This window comes from Bradyrhizobium sp. SEMIA, from assembly GCF_014844175.1.
Lineage (GTDB): Bacteria > Pseudomonadota > Alphaproteobacteria > Rhizobiales > Xanthobacteraceae > Bradyrhizobium > Bradyrhizobium arachidis.
On record NZ_CP046601.1, the window covers coordinates 1,688,799 to 1,712,789 of the forward strand.

General features: G+C 65.9%; 18 protein-coding genes and 3 pseudogenes. 7 read left to right on the forward strand and 14 right to left on the reverse strand.

Features of this window, described 5'->3' with window-relative positions; all coding sequences use genetic code 11:
* The first annotated feature begins 70 nt into the window (after positions 1-70).
* Together FOM02_RS08040 and FOM02_RS08045 are read left to right on the forward strand one after the other, a co-directional pair.
* Complete coding sequence (locus FOM02_RS08040) at positions 71-958, forward strand: MipA/OmpV family protein (protein ID WP_027560372.1); 888 nt, start codon at positions 71-73, stop codon at positions 956-958.
* Between the two features lie 3 nt (positions 959-961).
* A complete protein-coding gene (locus FOM02_RS08045) occupies positions 962-1,702 on the forward strand; it encodes a hypothetical protein (protein WP_027560371.1) in 741 nt (246 codons plus the stop codon).
* A 3-nt stretch (positions 1,703-1,705) separates the two neighbouring features.
* Here FOM02_RS08045 and garD read toward each other — a convergent pair whose 3' ends face one another.
* From garD to FOM02_RS08085, 8 genes and pseudogenes are all read right to left on the reverse strand, one after another.
* Positions 1,706-3,247: a galactarate dehydratase gene (garD, locus tag FOM02_RS08050; protein WP_027560370.1), complete on the reverse strand. Its 1,542-nt coding sequence runs from the start codon at positions 3,245-3,247 to the stop codon at positions 1,706-1,708.
* A gap of 113 nt (positions 3,248-3,360) precedes the next feature.
* Positions 3,361-4,809, reverse strand: coding sequence for an aldehyde dehydrogenase family protein (locus tag FOM02_RS08055; RefSeq protein WP_027560369.1), 1,449 nt, complete (start codon positions 4,807-4,809; stop codon positions 3,361-3,363).
* 21 nt (positions 4,810-4,830) lie between these two features.
* On the reverse strand, positions 4,831-6,174 hold the full coding sequence (gene gudD, locus FOM02_RS08060; RefSeq protein WP_027560368.1) for a glucarate dehydratase: 1,344 nt from the start codon (positions 6,172-6,174) through the stop codon (positions 4,831-4,833).
* A 26-nt stretch (positions 6,175-6,200) separates the two neighbouring features.
* Positions 6,201-7,144, reverse strand: a pseudogene (kdgD, locus tag FOM02_RS08065) (5-dehydro-4-deoxyglucarate dehydratase).
* A 129-nt stretch (positions 7,145-7,273) separates the two neighbouring features.
* Positions 7,274-8,181, reverse strand: a pseudogene (locus tag FOM02_RS08070) (LysR substrate-binding domain-containing protein).
* A gap of 125 nt (positions 8,182-8,306) precedes the next feature.
* Complete coding sequence (locus FOM02_RS08075) at positions 8,307-9,659, reverse strand: MFS transporter (RefSeq protein WP_027560365.1); 1,353 nt, start codon at positions 9,657-9,659, stop codon at positions 8,307-8,309.
* A 315-nt stretch (positions 9,660-9,974) separates the two neighbouring features.
* On the reverse strand, positions 9,975-11,924 hold the full coding sequence (locus tag FOM02_RS08080; protein ID WP_265441594.1) for a hypothetical protein: 1,950 nt from the start codon (positions 11,922-11,924) through the stop codon (positions 9,975-9,977).
* Positions 11,925-12,020: 96 nt separating this feature from the next.
* Positions 12,021-13,102 (reverse strand): annotated as a pseudogene (locus FOM02_RS08085) (lysylphosphatidylglycerol synthase transmembrane domain-containing protein).
* A 426-nt stretch (positions 13,103-13,528) separates the two neighbouring features.
* Here FOM02_RS08085 and FOM02_RS08090 point away from each other — a divergent pair.
* Positions 13,529-14,035, forward strand: coding sequence for a ferritin-like domain-containing protein (locus FOM02_RS08090; protein ID WP_027560362.1), 507 nt, complete (start codon positions 13,529-13,531; stop codon positions 14,033-14,035).
* Between the two features lie 49 nt (positions 14,036-14,084).
* On the opposite strand, the gene FOM02_RS08095 is transcribed toward FOM02_RS08090, so the two are convergent.
* Positions 14,085-15,326 (reverse strand): MFS transporter, encoded by a 1,242-nt coding sequence (locus FOM02_RS08095; RefSeq protein ID WP_265441595.1) that lies wholly within the window; start codon positions 15,324-15,326, stop codon positions 14,085-14,087.
* A gap of 222 nt (positions 15,327-15,548) precedes the next feature.
* On the opposite strand from FOM02_RS08095, the gene FOM02_RS08100 reads away from it, so the two are divergent.
* Entirely contained in the window at positions 15,549-16,958 is a 1,410-nt protein-coding gene (locus FOM02_RS08100; protein WP_265441596.1) for an MFS transporter, read from the forward strand.
* Positions 16,959-17,063: 105 nt separating this feature from the next.
* Positions 17,064-19,463 carry an EAL domain-containing protein gene (locus tag FOM02_RS08105; RefSeq protein WP_265441598.1) on the forward strand — a complete coding sequence of 800 codons (2,400 nt, stop codon included), beginning with the start codon at positions 17,064-17,066 and terminating at the stop codon, positions 19,461-19,463.
* Positions 19,464-19,467: 4 nt separating this feature from the next.
* On the opposite strand, the gene FOM02_RS08110 is transcribed toward FOM02_RS08105, so the two are convergent.
* Positions 19,468-19,902, reverse strand: coding sequence for a hypothetical protein (locus FOM02_RS08110; protein WP_265441599.1), 435 nt, complete (start codon positions 19,900-19,902; stop codon positions 19,468-19,470).
* Between the two features lie 64 nt (positions 19,903-19,966).
* Between FOM02_RS08110 and FOM02_RS08115 the strand changes: the two genes are divergently transcribed.
* Positions 19,967-20,548 (forward strand): hypothetical protein, encoded by a 582-nt coding sequence (locus tag FOM02_RS08115; RefSeq protein WP_265441600.1) that lies wholly within the window; start codon positions 19,967-19,969, stop codon positions 20,546-20,548.
* A gap of 8 nt (positions 20,549-20,556) precedes the next feature.
* Here the strand turns inward: FOM02_RS08115 and FOM02_RS08120 are convergent, their stop codons facing one another.
* Positions 20,557-21,900 carry a PLP-dependent aminotransferase family protein gene (locus tag FOM02_RS08120; RefSeq protein WP_027560356.1) on the reverse strand — a complete coding sequence of 448 codons (1,344 nt, stop codon included), beginning with the start codon at positions 21,898-21,900 and terminating at the stop codon, positions 20,557-20,559.
* Between the two features lie 186 nt (positions 21,901-22,086).
* Between FOM02_RS08120 and FOM02_RS08125 the strand changes: the two genes are divergently transcribed.
* Positions 22,087-22,323 carry a DUF1127 domain-containing protein gene (locus FOM02_RS08125; protein ID WP_092213362.1) on the forward strand — a complete coding sequence of 79 codons (237 nt, stop codon included), beginning with the start codon at positions 22,087-22,089 and terminating at the stop codon, positions 22,321-22,323.
* Positions 22,324-22,349: 26 nt separating this feature from the next.
* Here FOM02_RS08125 and FOM02_RS08130 read toward each other — a convergent pair whose 3' ends face one another.
* Genes FOM02_RS08130 through FOM02_RS08140 form a run of 3 tightly spaced genes read right to left on the reverse strand, consistent with a single transcriptional unit; the run spans position 22,350 to position 23,846 of the window.
* Positions 22,350-22,811 carry a hypothetical protein gene (locus FOM02_RS08130; RefSeq protein WP_265441601.1) on the reverse strand — a complete coding sequence of 154 codons (462 nt, stop codon included), beginning with the start codon at positions 22,809-22,811 and terminating at the stop codon, positions 22,350-22,352.
* A 15-nt stretch (positions 22,812-22,826) separates the two neighbouring features.
* Positions 22,827-23,252, reverse strand: a complete 426-nt coding sequence (locus FOM02_RS08135) for a universal stress protein (protein WP_027560353.1) — start codon at positions 23,250-23,252, stop codon at positions 22,827-22,829.
* A 57-nt stretch (positions 23,253-23,309) separates the two neighbouring features.
* Complete coding sequence (locus tag FOM02_RS08140; RefSeq protein WP_027560352.1) at positions 23,310-23,846, reverse strand: SixA phosphatase family protein; 537 nt, start codon at positions 23,844-23,846, stop codon at positions 23,310-23,312.
* Positions 23,847-23,991 lie beyond the last annotated feature (145 nt).

The window sequence follows — 23,991 nt, forward strand, 5'->3', positions numbered from 1 at the left end:
CCGGGTCACATGCGGGGCTCCGAACCACATCAAGTCGACTCGGCCAGCAAGGCCGGTCCGGGGCCCCGTAATGACTTATCTTGACGAAGCCGCTCTCCGCCTCACGGCGAATGCGCGGCGGACGACCGCCTTGCTTGCCGCACTCGGCACGATCATCGCGCTTCCTCAGGCTGCATCGGCGCAGACCGCATTCACGCTGCCGGCGCCGCCATTCGACCTGCCGATGCTGCCATCGCCCTCCGGCAACTGGACCGTCATGGTCGGCATCGGTGGCGAATACACGCCTGACTTCGTCGGATCGAAGAACGGGAGATTTCTCCCGATCCCGATCTTCACCATCCGTCGTGCCGGATCCATCGACCAGTTTCGCGGACCTCGCGACAGCGCCAGCATTGCGCTGCTCGACGTCGGCAATTTTCGCGCCGGCCCCGCGTTCAAATATGTCTCCTCGCGCAAGAGCGACAGATATGCCGAGCTGACGGGCCTTGGCGACGTCAAGGCGGCCTATGAGCTCGGCGGTTTCGTCGAATATTATCCGGTCGACTGGCTGCGCCTGCGCAGCGAATTGCGCCAGGGCTTGGGTGGCCACACCGGCGCCGTGGCAGATGTCTCCGCCGACGTCATCGTGCCGCTGATCCAGAGGCTGACGATCTCGGCGGGCCCGCGCTTCACCTGGAAGAGCACCAAGGCGACCGCGCCCTATTTCGGCGTCGATGCCGTGCAGGCGGCAGCGTCGGGATTGCCACTATATGATGCCAGGGGCGGCGCGCACTCGGTCGGCTTCGGCAGCCAGATCTCCTACCGCATCAATCCGCAATGGGAGGTCCATGCCTATGTCGAGTACGAGAAGCTGCTGGGTGATGCCGCGGACAGTCCGCTGGTCAAGCTGCGGGGATCGTCGAACCAGACCACGGTAGGCCTGGGCGCGTCCTATTCCTTCGACTTCAGGATTCGATAGGCGATGCGCCGCATAGCTGTTCTATGGATTGGCCTCGCGTTTGCCTCCGCCGTTCTCGGCGCCGCCGCCGCGTTCGAGACGCGCGCGAGCCGCCTCCAGGCGATCAAGACCGTCGGCATCATCTCGGCCATCGGCGAGGAGATGAGCCTGACGCAGGCCGGCCTGACCGGGTTCGGCAAGACCGGGCAAAGCGCTTCGATCAGCGCGTGGGGGCTGGACGAGTTCATCGTGCAGCAAGCGACGAAGCTCCTCAGCGGACGCTTTCGCGTTCAAGCGGTGAGCTATCGCCGCGTCGCGTTCGCCGCTGTCAGGGATTCGCCGGTTACGCCCGTCAATCTCCTGCGCAGCGATCCGTTCAAGGAGCTGGTTCGCAGCGATGTCTCTCCGCAAGGCCTGGACGCCTACATCGTGATCACGCGGGCGAAGTCGAAGCTCGGCAACGGCCGCAACGTCGAGGGCGTCGGGCTCGCCGAATACCGGACGCTGCTCGCGGATTACGGCCTGATCCACGCGCTGTACGAAGTCCGCGTCATCGATGGCAAGTCGTTCGACGTGATCGAGAAGCGGGCCGCCGCGCCGCTCGACAACACGGCGACGATGCGGATTGCCGGCCCGAGCGGCGCAGTCGACGCGACGTTTGACGGTCCGGCTTCGAGCGAACGGCTGCGCGCGGCGATTGCGGACCTCATCACGCGCAGCCTGCCGGTCACGCTCGGCGACATGCACCTGCTCGACAGCCAGTGACCCTCAGGTCACCGGCGCCGGATTGAACAGCGTGAGATCGTTGTGGATGCCCCAGCGGTCCGACCACGGCTTGGTGCGGCCGGAGGCGACGTCGAGGATCAGGCGGAACAGGTCCCAGCCGCATTCCTCGATGGTCTTCTCGCCGGTGGCGATGCTGCCTGAATCGAAGTCGATCAGGTCCTTCCAGCGCCGCGCGAGCTCGCTGCGGGTCGCGACCTTAATCACGGGCGCAGCCGCAAGGCCGTAAGGCGTGCCGCGACCGGTGGTGAAGACCTGCAGCGTCATGCCAGAGGCGAGCTGGAGCGTGCCGCAGATGAAATCGGAGGCCGGCGTTGCCGCGAACAGCATGCCCTTCTGCGTCGCCTTCTCGCCGGGCGAGAGCACGCCGGTGATGGCGCTCGAGCCGGACTTCACGATCGAGCCGAGCGACTTCTCGACGATGTTGGCAAGGCCGCCCTTCTTGTTGCCGGGCGTGGTGTTGGCGCTGCGGTCGGCGCCGCCGCGCGCAAGATAGGAATCGTACCAGGCCATCTCGCGCACCAGCGCGCGGCCGACGTCCTCGTTGATGGCACGGCGGGTCAGGAGCTGGATGGCGTCGCGCACCTCGGTCACTTCAGAGAACATCACGGTGGCGCCGGCGCGCACCAGGAGGTCCGCGGCGAAGCCGACGGCGGGGTTTGCGGTGACGCCGGAGAAGGCGTCGCTGCCGCCGCATTGCAGGCCGATGACGAGATCGGAGGCTGGGCAGGTCTCGCGCTTGCGGGTGTTGAGCACCTTCAGCCGTGCCTCGGCCTGGGTCATGATCGCATCGACGATCGCACCAAAGCCGTCGAAGGCCTCGTCCTGCATGCGCACGATGGCATCGCTGACGCCTTCCGGCACCAGCCGCTCCGGCGCGAGCTTCTCGCAGCCGAGGCCGACGACCAGAATCTCGCCCCCGAAATTCGGATTGAGTGCGAGGTTCTGCAAGGTGCGGATCGGCACGACTGCGTCGGGCGCGGTAATCGCGACGCCGCAGCCATAGGCGTGCGTCAACGGGACAACGTCGTCGACGTTCGGATATTTCGGCAGCAGCTCGGCGCGGATGCGCTTGACCGCATATTCCATCGTGCCCTTGACGCATTGCACGGAGGAGGAGATGCCGAGGATGTTTTTCGTTCCGACCGAGCCGTCCGGATTGCGGTAGCCTTCGAAGGTGAAGCCTTCGAGCGGAGGCAGCGGTGCGGGAACGGCGGTCGAGATCTCGAGCTTGTCGAGGGCTGGGGCCTCCGGCATGCGGATGCGGGCTTCATCGACCCATTCGCCGGCTGATATCGGCGAGAGCGCATAGCCGATGATCTCGCCATAGCGGATGATCGGGGCGTCTTGCGCGATGTCGACCAGCGCCGTCTTGTGCCCTTGCGGCACGAAGGCGCGCAGCGTCAGCCCGCTGGCAAAGCGGGAGCCGGCGGGAAGCCCGAAATCATTGACCACGATCGCGACATTGTCGCGCTCGTTGAGCTTGATGTAGCGGGGCTGTTCTTTCGCTGCGACGTCCTGGTCCATCTGCTTTGCCTCAGAAGTCGTAGGGTGGGCAAAGGCGCCACGCGCCGTGCCCACCTTGTTTCACGTCGAACGTAGCTGGTGGGCACGCTTCGCTTTGCCCACCCTACGATGTCTCAACCTGGGAAAGTATAAGCCGTCTTCACCGTCGTATAGAACTCGCGGGCATAGGAGCCCTGCTCGCGGGCGCCGTAGCTCGAGCCTTTCCGGCCGCCGAACGGGACGTGATAGTCGACGCCTGCGGTCGGCAGATTGACCATCACCATGCCGGACTCGCTGTTGCGCTTGTAGTGCGAGGCGTATTTCAGGCTGGTGGTGCAGATGCCGGAGGCGAGGCCGAACTCGGTGTCGTTGGAGATGGCGAGGGCCTCCTCGTAGTTCTTGGCGCGGATGACGGCGGCGACGGGCCCGAAGATTTCCTCACGCGCGATGCGCATGCTGTTGTTGGCTTCGGTGAACAGCGCCGGCTGCAGATAATGGCCGGGGTTCTCGCGCTTGAGCAGCTCGCCGCCGAAGGCGAGCTTGGCGCCCTCGTCCTGGCCGATCTTGATGTAGCGCAGGTCCTGGTCGAGCTGGCTCTGGTCGACCACGGGGCCGATATGCACGCCGGCCTTGAGCGCGTCGTCCACCGACAGGCTGTTCAGGCGTTCGGCCATCGCCGCGACGAAGCGGTCATGGATGCCTTCGGTGACGATCAGGCGGGAGGAGGCAGTGCAGCGCTGACCGGTCGAGAAATAGGCGCCGTTGACGGCGACCTCGACGGCGGTCTTCAGGTCGGCGTCGTCGAGCACGACCAGCGGGTTCTTGCCGCCCATCTCGAGCTGGAACTTCTTCATCGGGTTGGAGAGCACGCAGGCCTGCGCGATCTTGCGGCCGGTCTGCACCGAGCCGGTGAAGGAGATCGCGGCGACGTCAGGATGTTCGAGCAGGGTCTGGCCGACCACCGAGCCGGAGCCGACGACGAGGTTGAATACGCCGGCGGGAATGCCGGAACGGGTGATGATCTCGGAGAGCGCATGCGCCGAGCCCGGCACCAGCTCGGCCGGCTTGAACACCACGGTGTTGCCGTAGCAGAGCGCGGGCGCGATCTTCCAGGCGGGGATCGCGATCGGGAAATTCCAGGGCGTGATCATGCCGACGACGCCGACCGGCTCACGGGTGAGCTCGACGTCGAGGCCGGGACGCACCGAGGCGCCCTTCTCGCCGATCAGGCGCAGCGCCTCGCCGGCGAAGAACGCAAAGATCTGGCCGGCGCGCGCGACCTCGCCGATGCCCTCGGGAAGCGTCTTGCCTTCCTCGCGGGCGAGCAGGCGACCGAGCTCTTCCTTGCGGGCGAGGATTTCGGTCGAGATCTTGTTGAGCGCGTCGTAGCGCACCTGCGGGGTCGACTGCGCCCAGGCGGGGAAGGCGGCCTTGGCGGCGGCGATCGCCTTCTCGGTCTGCGCCTTGTCGGCTTTGGCGTATTCGCCGACGAGATCGTTGGTGTTGGAGGGATTGATGTTCTTCGTGATGCCGGATCCCTCGATCCATTCGCCGCCGATGAAGTTTCTCAGGATTTCTGTCATCTCATTCCTCCAGATTTTCTCTTAGCGCACGAGGCACGGACGCTTGTCGTCGAAGGTCCAGCCGGGGATCAGGTCCTGCATGGCCATAGCGTCATCCCGGGCGCCAAGTCCATGCTTCTTGTAGAGCTCATGCGCGGTCTCGATGGCCGCGCGGTCGATCTCGATGCCGAGGCCTGGACGGTCCGGGACCGCGATCTTGCCGCCCCTGATCTGGAGGGGCTCTTGCGTCAGCGCCTGACCGTCCTGCCAGATCCAGTGGGTGTCGATCGCGGTGACCTTGCCGGGGGCGGCGGCGCCGACATGGGTGAACATGGCGAGCGAGATGTCAAAGTGATTGTTGGAGTGCGAGCCCCAGGTCAGGCCGTTGTCACGGCAGGTCTGGGCGACGCGCACCGAGCCTTGCATGGTCCAGAAATGGGGATCGGCCAGCGGGATGTCCACCGCGCCCAGGCGCAGCGCATGGGAGAGCTGCCGCCAGTCGGTGGCGATCATGTTGGTTGCGGTCGGCAGCCCCGTGGCGCGGCGGAACTCGGCCATGATCTCGCGGCCCGAGAAGCCGGCCTCGGCGCCGCAGGGATCCTCGGCATAAGCGAGGATGCCGTGCATGTTCTTGCAGAGGCTGATCGCTTCATCGAGTGACCAGGCCCCGTTGGGGTCCAGCGTGACGCGCGCGTTGGGGAAGCGCTTTGCGATCGCGGTGACGGCCTCGATCTCCTGCTCGCCGCGGAGCACGCCACCCTTGAGCTTGAAATCGGCGAAGCCGTAATGGTCGTGGGTGGCTTCGGCGAGGCGCACCACGGTCTCGGGCGTCATCGCCTCCTGATGGCGGAGGTTGAACCATTCCGCCTTGCCGGTCTCGCCCGTGACATAGTCGAGCTTGCTCTTGCGACGGTCGCCGACGAAGAACAGGTAGCCGAGCGTCTCGACGCTCTTGCGCTGCTGGCCTTCGCCGAGCAGGGCTGCGACCGGCAGCGCGAGATGCTGGCCGAGCAGGTCCAGCAGCGCCGACTCCACTGCGGTGACCGCGTGGATCATGACGCGGAGGTCAAAGGTCTGCTTGCCGCGGCCGCCGGCATCACGATCGGCGAAGGCGGTGCGGATATCGGCCAGGATGTTGTTCATCGCGCCGACGGTCTTGCCGATGACGAGATCGCGGGCGTCCTGCAGTGTCTGCCAGATCTTCTGCCCGCCCGGCACCTCGCCGACGCCGGTGTGGCCGGCATTGTCGGTGAGGATGACGATGTTGCGGGTGAAGAACGGCGCATGCGCGCCGCTCAGGTTGAGGAGCATGCTGTCGCGGCCCGCGACCGGGATCACCTGCATCGCCGTGACGACCGGTGCGCCGGAGATCTCCGTCTGGGCCATCGTACGCTCCTCGCTGTTGTCTGCTGCTATTCTGCAGCCTGTTGTGACGATCGTGCGGCGGGCAGCTTCTTCACCAGCGCGGCCAGCTCCGCGATCTCCTGCTCGGTGAGGTCGGTGAGCGGCGGACGGACCGGGCCGGAATCGCGGCCGATCACCTTCATGCCGGCCTTGATGATCGAGACCGCATAGCCCTTCTTGCGGTTGCGGATCGCGATCAGCGGCAGGATGAAATCCTTCAGCCCGGCGTGGATCGTTGCATGGTCGCGCTTGCGCACGGCGGCGTAGAAATTGGTGGCGAATTCCGGCACGAAGTTGAACACGGCCGAGGAATAGGTCGTCACGCCCATGTCGAGATAGGGCAGGGCGAAGGTCTCGGCGGTCGGCAGGCCGCGACATAGGTCAGGCGATCGCCGAGCTTGGTGTAGACACGCGTCATCAGCTCGATGTCGCCGATGCCGTCCTTGTAGCCGACGAGGTTCGGGCAGCGCTCGGCGAGGCGGGCGAGCGTGTCGGGCTGGAGGATGGCGTTGTCGCGGTTGTAGACGATGACGCCGATCTTCACCGAGGCGCAGACCGCCTCGACATGGGCGGCAAGGCCTTCCTGCTCGGAATGGGTCAGGTACGGCGGCAGCAACAGCAGGCCGTCGGCGCCGGCTTTTTCCGCGCCAATCGCGATCTCGCGGGCGATCGCGGTGCCGTAACCGGTGCCGGCGAGCACGGGCACGCGGCCCTTGGTCTCGTCGACGGCGACTTTCACGACTTGCGGAACCTCGGTCGGGGTCAGCGAGAAGAACTCGCCGGTGCCGCCGGCGGCGAACAGACCTGCGACGTCATAGCCGCACAGCCAGTCCATGTTGGCGCGGTAGGTCGCCTCGTCGAAGGAGTAGTCCGCCTTGAACGGCGTGACGGGGAAGGACAGGAGGCCCGATCCGATCTTCTGGGCCATCTCCTGCGGGGTCATCTTGCTCATGGGCGCTGCTCCCTTGCCTCGTGTTGTGGAGGACGCAAGCAGAAGGCCGCGCGTCCATGCGCCGTGGTTTAGGAGACCGTTCGATGCGCGTCCAAGCCAAAGCCTATATCGACCGATGCGGATTGAGCATCAATCCTCCGCCACCTCCGCGGAGGACAATTCGCCGGCGATTTTGACCAGGGCCGAGAGCAGCGGATTCTCGTCGTCGCGGCGCCAGACCATGAACAGCTCGACAGGAACGCGGGTCCGCAGCTTGAGCGGCCGCAGCCGCACGTCGGAGATCTTCAGGCTCGCGGCCGCAGCCGGCACGATGGCAAGGCCGAGCCCCGCGCGCACCATGGCGAGGATCGAATGAATCTGGCTGAGATGCTGAACATAGCGCGGCAGCACGTCGGCCCGCGTGAACAGCGCCACCAGGAGATCGTGGAAGTAGCGGCTCTCATAGGGCGAATACATCACGAAGGGCTGGTCGTCGAAGTCCTTGATGGTGATGTTGTCCGCGTTCGCCAGCGGATGCTTCTTCGGGATCGCGGCGAGCAGCGGCTCGGCGACGACGCGGCGGCTGGTGAGCTCGGGACGCGCGATCGGCGGCCGCCAGCAGGCCGGCGTCGATCTGGCCCGAGGTCAGCGCCGTCGAACTGGTCGCCCGACACCATCTCCTTCAGCGAGAAATCGACTTCGGGCAGTTTCGCGCGGCAGGCGGCGACCAGTTCGGGCAGGAAGCCGTAGGCGGCGGCCGCGGTGAAGCCGATCTTGAGCGAGCCGGTCTTGCCGAGTGCGATGCGGCGGGCGACCTGGGACGCGCTTTCGGCGAGCTTGAGGATGCGCCGCGCCTCGGGTAGGAAGCTGCGCCCCGCCGGCGTCAGCCGCACCGAGCGGCTGGTGCGCTCCAGCAGCGGCGCGTCGATGATGTGCTCGAGCACCTGGATCTGCCGGGACAGCGGCGGCTGAGTCATGTTCAGCCGCGCGGCGGCGCGGCCGAAATGCAGTTCCTCCGCCACCGTGACAAAACAGCGGAGCTGATTGAGGTCGAACATCGATACATGCCTTAGATGGATAAGGCGTTTCCCCGGCACTTCTAGCATCGATCACTCCCAAAACAAAGACGGCGGCTTTTGAGGGCCGCCGTTGAGTTGCCTGGTCAAGCTCCCATGGGGAGCCCTCAGGAGGAACGTTTGAGCACCACCCGCTCGATCTTGCCGACGATCACGAGATAGGCGAAGGCGGCCACCAACGCGTTGGCGCCGACGAACACCAGTGCGCCGTTGAACGAGCCGGTGGCGGCCAGGATGTAGCCGATCACGATCGGGGTGGTGATCGAGGAGAGGTTGCCGAAGGTGTTGAACAGGCCGCCCGAGACGCCGCCGGCTTCCTTGGGCGAGGTGTCGGAGACGACCGCCCAGCCGAGCGCGCCGATCCCCTTGCCGAAGAAGGCGAGCGCCATGAAGCCGACCACCAGCGCCTGTCCGTCGACATAGTTGCAGGCGATGATCGACATCGACAGCAGCATGCCGCCGACGATCGGGATCTTGCGCGCCATGGTCAGCGAGCCGGTCCTGCGCAGGATCGCATCGGAGATGATGCCGCCGAGCACGCCGCCGATGAAGCCGCACAGCGCAGGCAGCGTCGCGACGAAGCCGGCTTGCAGGATCGACAGGCCACGCTCCTTGACGAGGTAGACGGGAAACCAGGTCAGGAAGAAATACGTCAGCGTGTTGATGCAGTACTGGCCGAGATAGACGCCGAGCATCATGCGGTTGGAGAGCAGCTGGCGGATGTGGTCCCAGCCGGAGCCAGCCTCGGGCGCACGCTCGCGCAGCAGATCGTCCTTGGGCGCGTCGAGATCGACCAGCGCGCCGCCTTCCTTGATGTAGTCGAACTCCGCCTCGTTGATCGAGGGGTGCTCCTTTGGGCCGTAGATGGTCTTGAGCCAGGCGAGACCCATGACGACGCCAAGCGCGCCCATCACGAAGAACACATAGCGCCAGCCGTAATCATGCGCGATCCAGCCCATCAGCGGCGCGAAGATCACGGTGGCGAAATACTGTCCAGAGTTGAAGAAGGCCGATGCGGTGCCGCGCTCGTTGCCGGGAAACCACGCCGCGACGATGCGGGCGTTGGCGGGGAAGGAGGGGGCTTCGGCGACGCCGACCAGCAGGCGAAGCGCGAACAGCACGGCGACGGCGGCGCCGGCACTGAGGAAGCCGACCCAGCCCTGCATCAGCGTGAACAGCGACCAGACGATGATGCTGAAGGCATAGACGAGGCGTGAGCCGTAACGGTCGAGCAGCCAGCCGCCCGGCACTTGGGCAACGACATAGGACCAGCCGAAGGCCGAGAAGATCCAGCCCATGGCGACGGGATCGAGATGCAGCTCCTTGGAAAGCGCAGGGCCCGCGATCGACAGCGTGGCCCGGTCGGCATAATTGACGGTGGTGACCAGGAACAACATGGTCACGATGAACAGCCTGACGCGAGACCTCCTCACGTCCGCTGCGGACACCACTGCGCTCATCATGCGCCTCCTTAGAACTCGAAACGTTTCCTCAAGGCGACTCCTAGAGGCGCGCGCGGCAAAGTGTCCAAGTTGAAGGGAGTATCGATCGATGCCGTTTTTGGATTGATGGAACGGCGGGTTGGGGGAACGATGCGTGGTGACGGCGAACACGTGCCACGCACTCAACTGTCATTCCCCGCGAAGGCGGGGAATCCAGTACGCCGCAGCGTCTCGATTCAAATCACCGCTGTCACGGAGTACTGGATCGCCCGCTCCAGTGCGCGATTGCGCACAAGGCGGACGATGACGGCGTGTGTGGAGGTAGCGTCGCTTCTACTGCCGCGCGCTCGGCAGCAACTGCGGCAGGAATCCGCTCGTCACGCCGGGCGGCACGGCGTCGAGACCCAGCACCGCACTTGCCGCCGGCAGCGCTGCGTCCGCCATCGCCGCATGGCCTTCCGCGCTCGGATGCACGGCGCCGCCATAGACCGCGGAGAGCACGCCCCATGTGGCATCGTGGATGTCGGTCGGCTGGCTCGCGGCCGGCAGGCCCTGCGGATAGGTCATCGCGGCAAAATAGCTGTCATTGGCGTCGCGGATCCAGCGCGCGCGGGGCAGGTAGGCGCGGTACTCCGAGGCGCCGCGGCCGCACAGCATCGGCTGGCTCGCCGCGCTCACGATGTCAGGGTTGAAGCTCTGGCCGTTCTCCGCGAAGCAAGTGCGGTCGAATTCGGGATCGTTGCCCGAATGCGCGCAGAAGCCGTGATCGGCGAAAGCGGCCTGATGCGCATCGACGAAGGTCATGCGGTCGGATTCGGGATCGCGGCACAGCGCGCCGCGGGTGCAGGTGGCAAGTCCCTTCAGCTGCGGCAGAAACTCGGTGTCGACGAAGGTCGAGACACGCGCGAGGCGTTGCGGGTCGGCGTTGAAGGACGGATGGATGTCGAAGCCGGCGCGGCCGCCGCGGCAGGGCACGCCGCCATCGGCGAGCGCCGGATTGGCGTAGGAGACATAGACCACGTGCGAGAGGTCGCCGCCGACGAGCGGCTTCAAGGCCTCGCGCAGGCGAACGAAATTCTGCGGCAGCTCGCGCGCCAGCGCGTCGCGGGAATCGTCGACGCTCGCCATCACGCCGGAGCGGCGGAACAGCGCGCGCTCGGTCGCGGTGTCGACGATGACGTCGGCGACGAGGCCGGAGAAATAGACGTCGTTGGCGCCGACCGAGAGCAGCACGAGGTCGAGCGTGCGGTCGGGCTGGCGTTTCTTCGCCGCGGTGAGCGCCTCGCGCAGCTCGGCGACCTGCGCGTTCACGCTGGTGTTGCAGACGCCGGTCTTGCCGGGCGGGCATTCGCGGGCGCGCTGCGAGCCGAGCAGCCCGTCGCCGATGCTGGCGCCGGTGCAGGCGAGTGGTAGATAGGTCACGGCGATGTGGGTGTAGCGCACCGCGAGCGCCAGCGCGGTGCGGGCCTGGTAGCTGTAGAGCGAGCGGTGGCACGGCGCATTGAACCACAACGCGCTGTAGTGCTGCCAGTTGGCGAGCGTGTCCGGCGCCTCGCAGGCGCGACCGCCTTGTAGCGCGCGCGTCGGCCGGTAGTATTGCGCGCCGGCGGTGCCGAGATAGGAGCGGAAGCAGAAGCCTTCGTCCGACAGCGCCAGCGGCCGGTCCGGATTGCCTTCGCCCGAGGCGATGCTGTCGCCGAGGCCGGCGATGAAGATATCGCGGACCTGGATTTCGGTCTGGACGCGCTGGGTCGGGTCGGAGCCGGAGGAGACGTCGACGGTTGCGACCGTCTGCTTGCCGTAGCGGACGCGCAGATTGACCGGCTCGGCGCAGTCGAAGGTCGATTGTTGCGGTCCGTCGCCGTCGTCGAAGCTCCAGGCGCAGGTGGCGCCGACCGGCACCGCGCCGGTCAGGCGCACGGTGATGGGGTGGTCGATCGGGGTGATGTAGTTCTCTTTGACGTTGTCGCGGGTGCAGGGCTGGTTGACCCGGCCCTGGAGGTCGATGCAGAGCCGGTTGACCATGTTGCGAGCCCAGCCGCGGCCCTCGCTCTGGAGCTCCAGCGATTGCTCGGCGGCGAGGATGTTGCGATTACGCGCATTCTCGACATGGAGCAGGAAGTCGCGCTCCTCGCGGAACAGGCGGAAGCGGTTGCGCACCTCCCAATTGACCTGCATCGCGCCGGCATCCTGCGCGGCAGCGCGCTCGGACGGCCAGACGGTCAAAATCCCGGCAAACACCAGGGCGCAGGCGGAGAGGGTGCGAAAGGAAAGTCGGATCATGGCCCGCGTCTTCAACGGCAAAGTTGAGGCGGAAATAAGAGAGCATTGCTCCCCCGCCTGCAACCTTCGTCTGCCGCTTTTGCGGGCGGGCGCCGCTCAGCGCTTGCTGGCCTGCCGCACCAGGCGCTCACGCTCCATCGGCGTCACCTGCTTGGGCAGATTGGCCTGCGCGCAGGCCTCCGCCAGCCGCCGCCGCTCCTGCCAGGGCTCGACCACGTTCATCCAGAGCTCGCGGCGCCCATGATGGAGATGGCGAGGCCGAACGGGATGACGAAATAGAGGATGCGGAACACCAGCAGCGTCGCCAGAAGCTGTTCGCGGCCGAATTCGGGCAGCGCCACCAGCATGGCGGCATCGAACACGCCGATCGACCCGGGGGCATGGCTGGCAAAGCCCAGCAGCGTCGCCAGGATGAACACGACGGCGAGCGAGAGGAAATCGATCTGCGGAGTGGCCGGCACCAGGAGGTACATCGCCAGCGCGCAGAAGCCGAGATCGACCACGCCGATCAGGATCTGCACCAGCGTCAGGGGCGCCGACGGCAGCACCACCTTCCAGCCCTTCTGTCCGAGCTCGCGGCGCTTCTCGCCCATGCAGAGCCAGACCAGATAGGCGCCGATCGAGGCGAGGCCGCCGAACGCGATCAGCCGGTTGATGGAGGAGGGCAGCTGATCCATGTACGAGGCGGCGTCGGGATGGATCGCCATGCCGATCGAGAGCACGAAGATGTTACCGAGCCAGAAGGTCAGTCCCGACAGGAAGCAGATCTTGGCGACGTCGATCGCATTCAGCCCGTAATCCGAATAGATCCGGAAACGGATCGCGCCGCCGGTAAAAACCGTGGCGCCGATGTTGTGGCCGATCGAATAGGACGTGAAGCTGGACAGTGCTGCGATGCGATAGGGCACGTGCTTCTTGCCGATCGTTCGCAATGCAAAAAAGTCGTAGAAGGTCAGCGTACAGAACGCGAAGACGACGCAGATCGCCGCGAGCCCGATATTTTCCCGGGGAATCTCGGTCAGCGCGGTCAGGATGACGCCGGTATCGATGCCTTTGAGGGTACGCACAAGCGTGGTGACCGCGAAGGCGATGATGAAGACGCTCGCGGCAATTCCGAGCCGTCGCCAGCCGATCCATCGTTTGAAGCCGCGTTTCAGCGCGGTCAGCAGTCCGTGCATTCATCCTCCCGGCAGGGGGCAAGATCGATAGGGCCAGGCATTGGCCGGTCGGCCGCGATCACGGCCCGTGGGCGTCGATCGCTAGCATGATGTAGCTCATTTAAGGCAAAAACGGCGGCTTGTGCAGCCCTTGACAACGATAGGTTCTGCTTTGGACCTGCGACCTTTGTCATACGCGGTTCACATCCGGGGCGCGTTAAGCATATGAGTCGTAATGCGCGGCTTGGATCGCGCGTCCGGATTTTGACATGGTTTCAAATCCTGGCGCCCGTGTCCTTGTTCCACCGCAAGCGATGCGGGCTTTTTTGGAACGCCGATGCTGCGTACCCGTTAGCGCCCAATCAGCAACCGAACATGGCGGAATAAGCGGCTTTTTCATGCAAGCCGATGCCTCCGTGTTCCCAAAACCGAAAGAGGATTGGAACGATGGGACTGTTCACAAAAGACATCAAGACCATGAACGACCTGTTCGTGCACCAGCTCCAGGACATCTATTACGCGGAGCAGCAGCTCACCAAGGCGCTGCCGAAAATGGCAAGTAAGGCCACCGATCCGCAGTTGAAGCAGGGCTTTTTGACGCACCTCGAGGAAACCAAGCAGCACGTCACGCGGCTCGAGGAAGTGTTCAAGATGCATGGCGTCGCCGTCAAGGCGGTGGACTGCCCGGCGATCGACGGCATCATCGAGGAAGCCGATGAGACCGTCGGCGAAGTCGCCGACAAGGCAGTGCTGGACGCCGCGCTGATCAATGCGGCGCAGGCCGCGGAGCATTACGAGATCGTCCGCTATGGCAGCCTGATCGCCTGGGCCAAGCAGCTCGGCCGCAACGACTGCGCCAGCGTGTTGGCCAAGACGCTGGAGGAGGAGAAGGCGACCGACAAGAAGCTGACGACGCTCGCCGAGAGCAAGGTCAATCTCCGCGCAGCGAGCTAGCGATCCGGTCTTGATCTGGAGACGCCGCGCGGCTGTGCGGCGTCTCCTTCTATTCGCCTTGCGGGGCCTGCCCGCCCTGGTATTTCAGCCCGAAGATCAGGGCGATCACTGCGAAGGCCGCAATGGTGGCGGCAAACACCAGGCTCGCCACGGTCAGGCTGGTCAGGGTCGAGAGCACGCCGATCCCGATCACCGGAAGCGCGTTTCCGAGAAAGCAGCAGATGAAATAGGCCGAGACCACCTCGGCGCGGCGATCATCCGGTGCGATCTGGTTCACCACCTGCAGGCTGCCGCGATAGCCGAGGCCCGCCGCCACGCCGCAGGTCGCGGTCGATGCGATCATCACGCCGAGCGATCCCACGAATTGTGCCGTCACGAGCAGGGCAAGGCTCGGCAACATCAGGCCGAGCGACCACAGCATGGCGGTGCGGCTGGAGAGTGAGCGTGTCAGCGCGATGACCAGCGCCACGGCTGCCGCAAGCTCGAGGAAGATTGCGCCGGCGACGGCGTGGCTGGTGACATGCAGCTCGTTGGCGAGCACGCTCGGTGCAAGTGCGGCGAAAAAGGCAACGAGGGCCATGGCGCCAAAGCCTGTCACCGCGGGCGCCACGAAGCGCGACCGGATCGACGACGGAACGCCGGCACGCGGCCGGATCGACAGCTGCGTGAATGCGGCCAGCGGCCGATCCACGGTCTCGCGTGCGAAGGCGAGCAGGGCCGCGACAACGACCAGCACCGCGAGGTAGGCAATGAACGGCGTTCGCAGCGGAAGCGCGACATATTCGGCAAGCAGGCCGGCGATCAACGCACCGAGGCCGAGCCCAGTGAAATTCGCGATCGTCGCGATCACGGTGGCGCGGGAGCGGTCCTGCTCGGCGATCAGCTCGGCAAGCCACGCCGTGCCGGTTCCGGCGCCGATCCCGATGGCGAGGCCGCTCAGCACCCGGGCCACGTAAAGCGAAGCGACCCCGTGTGCGAACAGGAAGACCAGCGCGCCCGTGATGGCGATGCCGATGGCAATGATCGCCGTGCGCCGCCGCCCGACCTCGTCCGACATCCGGCCGAACACCAGCAATGCGGTTAGGTTGCCGACGACGTAGACGGCATAGATCAGCGTCAAGGTGATCTGGGAGAAGCCGAACTGCTGCTTGTAGATGACGTAGAGCGGCGTTGCGATGGTGCTGCCGGCGAACAGGACGCCGATCAGGCAGCCGACCACAATGATGGTTGCGGGCTTGCCGAACTCCGATCTTGTCCAAGACGGAATCGAGGTGTTGCCAACTCTTGCCATGAGATCACTGCCGAGAGGGGAACATGAAGGGGGCAACAGAAACAATCTCGCCCTGTTCCCATGCTTCCGCGCGTATGCGACTTGCATGGCGAGCAGGACGCGAGGTTTCGTTGTTGTTGCTGAAGGATACGATTCCTCGCGCGATGATGTTTCGATCATAATCGAATCATGTTGGCGCGGTGAAAGCGTATGTTTCGCATGGGGCTGCAATCGAGGTGCAGCATGCGAGCTAACACCATCAAATATCAAACCTTCGACGACGGAGCCGGCGCGCCGCGAGCCCGCTCGCCTCTTGCGACCTCGCTCACGCTGGCGGCGATGAGCCTCGGCTATGGCGTGGTGCAACTCGACGTCACCATCGTCAACACCGCGCTGGATGCGATGGGCAAGACGCTCGGCGGCGGCGTCGCCGAGCTGCAATGGGTGGTCAGCGCCTACACCATTGCGTTCGCCGCCTTCATTTTGACGGCCGGCGCGCTCGGCGACCGCATCGGCGCCAAGCGCATCTTCATGGCGGGGTTCGCGATCTTCACCGCGGCCTCGCTTGCCTGTGCGCTGTCGCCCAACGCCATCGTCCTGATCGCCGCACGGCTGATCCAGGGACTGGCGGCGGCGATCCTGGTGCCGAACTCTCTCGCGCTGCTCAACCATGCCTACACGGACGATCGTGCGCGCGGCCGCGCCGTCGCCGTCTGGGCGGCCGGAGCGAGTCTCGCACTCACCGCCGGCCCGTTCGTCGGCGGCGCGCTGATCACGCTGGTCGGGATCTTCCTGGTCAACCTGCCGATCGGGCTCGGCGGCCTCTGGCTGAGCTGGCGCTATGCGGCCGAGACCACGCGAGCGACCTCGCGTGAGATCGATCTGCCCGGCCAGCTTGCCGCGATCGGTGCGCTCGGGGCGCTTGCCGGCGCCATCATCGAAGGCGGCGCGCTCGGCTGGGACCATCCGGCGGTGATCGCGGCCTTCGTCGGAGCTGCCGTTCTCGCTGCGCTCTTCATCTGGCGCGAGAGCCGCGCGGCGCAGCCGATGCTGCCGCTGTCGCTGTTCGGTCACCGCTTGTTTACCCTGACCACGATCGTCGGCCTGCTCGTCAATGTCGCGATCTATGGCCTGATCTTCGTGCTCAGCCTGTACTTCCAGCGGATCAACGGGCTGTCGGCGTGGTGGACGGGTCTGGCCTTCGTGCCGATGATGGGGGCGGTGCTGCCGGTCAACCTGCTGGCGCCGCGCCTTGCCGAACGGATCGGCCCATGTCCCACCATCGTCGTCGGCGCCTGCGTCTCGGCGCTCGGCTGCCTCGGTCTGGTCTGGATCGAAGCCGGGACAAGCTACTTCGCGATCTTTGCGCAGATGATTGCGATCAGCGGCGGGCTCGGCCTGCTGGTGCCGCCGCTGACCTCGACCTTGCTGGGCAGCGTCGAGAAAGCGCGTTCCGGCATCGCAGCGGGAGTCCTGAACGCGACGCGGCAGACCGGCAGCGTGCTCGGCGTCGCGCTGTTCGGCTCGCTGGTGGTCTCGGAAGCAACGTTCATGACGGGGCTGCACCTGTCGCTGATCATTTCTGCCGCTGTCCTGCTGCTTGCTGCGGCCGTGATCGGCCTCGGCGCAAGGGCGCAGGGGCCGACAATGTGAGCGACCGCACACATTGTCTGTTCACCATTTTCCGAACCGCTGAATAGCCGGTTACCTGCTATCCATCTCTGCCGGTTCAGATGTCGGGTGGAACAGGAATCGGCAATGTATCAGGTCCTCTACTGTCTCACCGACGAGCATGATTGGCGACTTGTTGCGCTTGGCGGCGCGGTGTGTCTGCTCGCGAGCGCTGCAGCGATCAGCCTGTTTCACCGGGCCCGCGCGGCCCGTGGGAGCGCTCGCGTGGCGTGGATTGCGCTCGATGCTGCCGTTGCCGGCTGCGGCATCTGGGCGACCCATTTCATCGCGATGCAGGCGTACGGGCCGGGCGCCGGCGGCGCTTACAACATCCCCGTGACGGTGCTGTCGCTGATCTTTGCGATCGCAGTCACCTTCATCGGTCTCAGCATCTCGGTGTCGACGACGCGCGGGCTCCTGGTTGCACTCGGTGGCGCCGTTGTCGGCGGCGGCGTGGCCGCCATGCATTACACCGGCATGATGGCGTTCGAGATTCCGGCTCATGTCGGCTGGGCGACCGGTACCGTGACCGTCTCGATCCTGCTCGGCATCCTCTTCGGCTCGCTCGCTCTGTTTGTCGCGGGACGGCGCGACGGCGTGTCCGGTGCCCTCGGCGCGACGGTCCTGCTGACGGTCGCCATCGTCTCGCATCATTTCACCGCCATGGGCGCGCTGGAGCTGACGCCCGATCCTACGCTCGTGGTCAGCGGCCTTTCGATCCCGCCGGCGTCGCTGTCGATCCTGACCGCCAGCGCGGCGGCTGCCATCATCGCGATCGCGCTCGCGGCCGCCGTGCTCGACCGTCGTGCCAAGGGCGAGCTCGGACGCCAGCAGGTCGTGCTGGATACTGCGCTCGAGAACATGTCGCAGGGCCTGTGCATGTTCGATGCGGACGGCACGATCCAGCTCTTCAACGAACGCTACGCCGCGATGCTCGGCCGCACCGGCATTCCGCTCGCCGGGCGCCTGCTCGTCGACGTGCTGCGGGAGGAGCAGGCGAAAGGCCAGTGGCAGGGCGATTCGGGCGAGTTCTTCGCGCGTCTCGTCGCCGATGCGCGCGAGGGCCGCACGACCAGCCAGGTCGTCAACCGGCTCGGCCGCTCCATCCGCGTCGTCAACCAGCCGATGCAGGGCGGCGGCTGGGTCGCGACCTTCGAGGACATCACCGAATGGCTGGAGGCGCAGGCCAAGATCTCGCACATGGCGCGCCATGACGCGCTGACCAGTTTGCCCAACCGCGTGCTGTTCCACGAGCAGCTCGAGCAGGGACTGCGGCGCACCATGTCGGGCGACCAGCTCGCGGTGCTCTGTCTCGATCTCGATCATTTCAAGGACATCAACGACTCGCTCGGCCATCCGATCGGCGATGCGCTGCTGAAGGAGGTCGGCCGCAGGCTGAAGGCCACCGTCGGCGAGAACGACACCGTGGCGCGGCTCGGTGGCGACGAGTTCGCCGTGGTCCAGATCGGACGCTCCGAGGAAGCCGCGGCCAGATCGCTCGCCGGCCGTCTCGTCGAGGTGATCTCGGCGCCCTACGAGATCGACGACCATCAGATCGTGATCGGCGTCTCGATCGGCATCTCGCTGTCGCCGCAGGACGGCAACAATCCGGACGAGCTCTTGAAGAACGCTGATCTCGCGCTGTACCGCGCCAAGGCCGACGGCCGCGGCACCTATCGCTTCTTCGAGACCGGCATGGACGCGCGCGCGCAGGCGCGGCGGCTGTTGGAAATGGATCTGCGCGCGGCGCTGCAACGCGATGAATTCGAGGTGCACTACCAACCGATCCGCGACGTCGCCAGCGATCGCGTCGTCGCCTTCGAGGCGCTGCTGCGCTGGAACCATCCGCAGCGCGGACTGATCTCGCCCGTCAACTTCATTCCGCTGGCCGAGGAGACCGGTCTCATCATCCAGCTCGGCGAGTTCGTGCTGCGCGGCGCCTGCGCCGATGCGGCGACCTGGCCTGACGATATCGACGTCGCCGTCAACCTGTCGCCGGTGCAGTTCAAGAGCCCGAACCTGATCGCGTCGGTGACCGCGGCGCTGGCCGCCTCGGGACTGAGCGCACGCCGTCTCGAGCTCGAGATCACCGAATCCGTGCTGCTCCAGAACAGCGAGGCGACGCTGACCACGCTGCACGAGCTGCGCGCCATGGGCGTGCGAATCTCGCTCGACGATTTCGGCACCGGCTATTCATCGCTGAGCTATCTGCGCAGCTTCCCGTTCGACAAGATCAAGATCGACCGCTCGTTCGTGTCGGAGCTCGCAACGCGCGAGGATTCCATGGCGATCATCCGCGCCGTGACGAGCCTTGGCCGCAGCCTCGGCATCGTCACCACCGCGGAAGGCGTCGAGAACGATGCGCAGCTCGAGCTCCTGCGGCGCGAGGGCTGCACCCAGGCGCAGGGTTATCTGTTCAGCAAGCCGCGGCCTGCCTCGGACGTGGCGTTGATGCTGGAGCGTCCGCGTTTGCGGGCGACCGCCTGAACGGTCAGCCGCGGTGCAGGGCGAAATGCGCGCCGCAGAACGCCATCACGGCGCCGAGGCACAGGGCGGCGAGCCCGGCGAGTACGACCGATACGGTTGGGATCGGGCTCGGCGCCGAGGCGGCCTGGCCCGCGCCCGCGAGCAGGAGCACGCCGACCGCGATCAGGAACTGCCGCATCCGCTGCGGGATCTGGCCGTCGACGGCGCTCTGCATCAGGCTCGCCGTGAAATAGCCGCCGGAGAAGCCGACGGTTGCGATCAGCCACCAGGCGATCGCCGCGCCCGCAGGCATGAATTCGTGGGTATCGGAACGCCAGAGGCCGCCGAGGTCGAGCCCATAGCGCGCGCCCAGCATGTGCACGGCGAGCGCGAGCAGCACGCCGGAGATCACAGCGGCGCCGAGAATCAGGCGACGCGGAAAAAAGGTCGTCTCAGCCATGGCTCGCTTGTAGGATGGGCGAGGGCGGTCGCGCAAGCATATCGCGGACGGGATTGATTTCGAGATGCAGGTTTCCGGAGCCGAGGCGGCCACGAGCTACGCCTACAAGGCATCGCTGATCGGCTCGGCGCATCGCTTCGAGCTGACGCAGGAGGGGCTGTCCTGGCACATCGCCGGCCGCTCGGGCCTGTGGCGCTATGACGAGATCAGTGCTGTCAGGCTGTCGTTCCGCCCGGTCTCGATGCAGCAGCACCGCTTCCGCGCCGATGTCAGCCACAGCGGCGGCGGCCGCATCGCAATCCTCTCGACGAGCTGGCAGACCGCCGCGCTGATGGCGCCGCAGGACAACGGGTTTCGCGACTTCATCCTCGAATTGCATGCGCGGATGGCGAAGGCGGGCGGTCGCGCGGCGCTCACCGCGGGCCTCGGCGCTAAGACCTATGCCGCGGTGCTGGCGTTCCTGGCGCTGCTGACGGTTGCGATGGCGGGGCTCCTGATCCGCGCGCTGATGATCGGCGAGTTCGCGGGCGTGCTGTTCATCCTCGGCTTTGCCGCGCTGTTCGCCTGGCAGGTCGGCGGCTTCGTGCGGCGCAACCAGCCGCAAAGCTACGGCTTCGATTCCGTGCCGAAGGCCTTGTTGCCCTAGACGGGTCGTTACTCCGTCGAGTCGAAATCTTCTTCCTTGGTGCCGAGCAGCGACACGATCGTGCGCAGGCCCGAATCGAGCTGCTCGAAGCTGGGTGGGGCGAGCGCGAGGCGCACCGCATTCGGCGCATGGCCATGCGCGATCGCGAAGGTGGAGGACGGCGTCAGCGCGATGCCGCGACGGGCTGCGGCGGCCACGAAAGTCTGCGAGCGCCAGTGCGGCGGCAGCGTCAGCCAGAGATGATAGGAGCGCGGATCGGCGGCGTGCTGATAGCCCGCGAGCAGCCTTGCCGCGGTCTGTTGGCGGCGCGTGGCGTCGATGCGCTTCAGCCGCGTCAGCTCGGCGACCGTGCCGTCGGCCATCAGCCGCTGCCCGGCCGCCAGCGCATGGCCGGAGGCGGTCCAGCCGCCGGTGCGCACCGCGCTCATCACGCTCTCGCGCAAGTGCGGCGGCGCGACCAGGATGCCGAGGGCAAGGCCCGGCGCGACCTTCTTGGACAGGCTGTCGATGACGATGCAGCGGTCCGGTCCGAGCGCAGCCAGCGGCGTGTCGTCGGCGAGGAAGCCGTAGACGGTGTCCTCGATGATGGTGAGATCGAGCTTCTCGGCGACGCGCATGATATCGGCGCGCCGCGTCGCGTTCATGGTGACGCCGAGCGGGTTCTGGATGATGGGCTGGAGATACAGCGCCGACAGATGCGCCTCGCGATGGGCCTTCTGGATCGCATCGGGCCGCGCGCCGAATTCGTCCATTGGAATCGGCACCAGCGTGATGCCGAGCCGCGCGGCGATGCTCTTGACGTAAGGATACGTCAGCGCCTCGACGCCGCAGCGGCCGCCGGTGGGCACGAGCGCGGCGAGCGCTGCCGCGAGCGATTGCTTGCCGTTGGCGGTGAACACGATCTGCTCGGCCTGCGGCGCAAAATCCTTGCGCGCGAGATAGGCGGCGGCCGCGTTGCGCGCGCTCTTGGTGCCGGTGCTGGTGGAGACGCGCAGCGCGGATTCGAGCGCATCGACGCGCTCCAGCCCCGCAAGGCTCTTGGCGATCATCGCCCATTGCTGCGGCAATAGCGGATAATTGACCTCGAAGTCGATCCGCGCATCGCGCGGCTCGCTGATGGTCTCGACCTCGCGCCTGACGTCGCCAGAGATGAAGGTGCCGCGGCCGACCTCGCCGACGACGAGGCCGCGGCGGAGCAATTCCGTATAAACCCGGCTCGCGGTCGAGACCGCGATGCCACGGTCATAGGCAAAATTGCGCTGCGGCGGCAGCCGGTCGCCGGGCCTTAACGTGCCGTTAGTGATATCGGCCGCAATGGCATCGGCAAGCTTCACGTACTCGAACTTGGACATTATTGCACCGAGAGCAATGTTTTACTTGCTCCGAGAAGTGTACTGGAGCATTTAAGTTCCATCAAGTTCCGCGATTGAGCCGAGGAGAGCGAGAGCAATCCGACGGCAAATGAGGTGCAGGCGCTGACCGCGTCTGCGCCAACGGCACCTGCTTCGCCGCGCGGAATGATACGCCGGAGAAGAAACATGACCACGATCTCGCAAACTGCCGGGCGGAGCTTACGCCCATCCTCGTCGAGCGGATTTTTTGCAACGCTTGCCAACGCCGCCTATGCGCTGTTCGACCGCCTGGAGCGCCGCTCCGCCGTCAAGACATTGAACGAGCTCGACGACCGCGCCCTGCGCGACATCGGGATCAACCGCAGCCAGATCGAGGACGCGGTGTACGGGCAGGTCAAGGCCGAGCTGAGGCGCTATCTGTAAGCGCGCCGTCTAGAAAACTTCGGGGCTCAGGCCATCGCAGCCTGACCCCACATCCCGCCGAAAGCTCGATCATCTTCGGACTGGTTGGGCTTGCGGCGAGGCCTCGGCGCCGAACCCGCTCCGCGCCGCTGCCTGGGGTCGATCCGCCGCATGCCGGTGCGAAGGCGCGCAAGCAGTGCCGCGGCGCGTATAGCGGCCCGCTTCACGAGAAACGCGATCGTCGCGGCTCGGCTCAGGATGCTGAGCATCAGCACCACCGAGAAGATGTCGATATAGGCGACGAGGTCGCCGATCAGCATCAGCGCGGGAGGCAGCGGCACGCTGTGGTAATAGGCCAGCAGCAGGACGGCCACCGGGGCGAGGGCCGCCACCTTTCGCCAGGTCAGCCGGTCCAGCAGTGCCGCGAATTGCACGACCAGGATCTCCCACAACGCATCGCCGATCGCGAGCGGGATTTCATAGCTCCACTTGTGCCACCAGTTCTTCACGGCATTGCTCCGCGTTCAGTGCCTGACCACCAGCACCGAGCACTTGGCGTAGCGCACGACGTGCCCGGCATTGGAGCCGAGGAAATAAGTGCGCATTGCCGGGCGATGCGAGGTCATCACGATCAGGTCGGCCTTCATGTGCGCGGCTTCCTCCAGGATCTCGTGATAGATGCCGCCCTGGCGCACCACGCTGGAAATGCGTCCCGGCTCGATGCCGGACTCGCGCGCGACGATGGCGAGCGCCTCTTCCGAGGTTTGGCGCTGCTGTTCGTCGAAATCGGCCGGGACGTATTCGGCGAGCATCACCGGCGTCATCGGCAGCACGTTGAGCAGCCGGACCGATCCGCTCCAGTTCTGCGACAACGTTGTCGCGGTCGCGATCGCCGGCTTGGCGAGATCGGTGTCGGCGAGGTCGATGGGCACGAGGATGGACTTGAACATCTGCGCCTCCCTAGGAACCAGGCTGGATCGACCGGTCGAGACGGCGCCCGCGCGTCTCTAGCCCGATCGAAGCAGCTTGGGGCTGACGAACAGCACCAGTTTGCCGCGGCGGTAGGCCACGTCGCTCCAATCCTTCACGTCAAAGTCGAAGATCGCAAGTCCCGCGGTGGGCAGATTGTCGGCGAGCGCCTTGGCGCCGGCGGGATCACCGCCGCCCATCAGCATCAGGGCGACCTCATGCATGCCGGGATTGTGTCCGATCAGCAGCAAACGCCTGGGGTCGGCGGGGGCGGTTGCAGTGCGAATGGATTCCAGGATCTGCGCGGGATCGGCTCCGTAGAGTTCCGGAAGGACCTCGACCTCAGGCGCCGCAACGCGGTCCTTCATCGCCTCCCAGGCGATGTCCCAGGTCTGCCTGGCACGGACGGCGTGCGACACCAGCACGATCTCGGGAACGGGCGGATGCGCGGCGATCCAGTCGCCCATCTGGGCGGCGTCCTTGTGGCCGCGGTCGTCGAGCCGGCGGTCCTGGTCACGGCCGCTCGGCGCGTCAGTCTCGGTCTTGGCGTGACGCAGCAGCATCAAACGGCGCATGGCATTCTCGAATCGTTCCACGTCCAGAATAATCTACAGGCGCCCGTTGAGGACAAGGTGACAGGCGCCCGATCGGTCTTTAATGCGCGACGAGGCTTAGAACAAATCGTCATCGCGATTTAAGTTGTTGTTTTGCGCATGATCT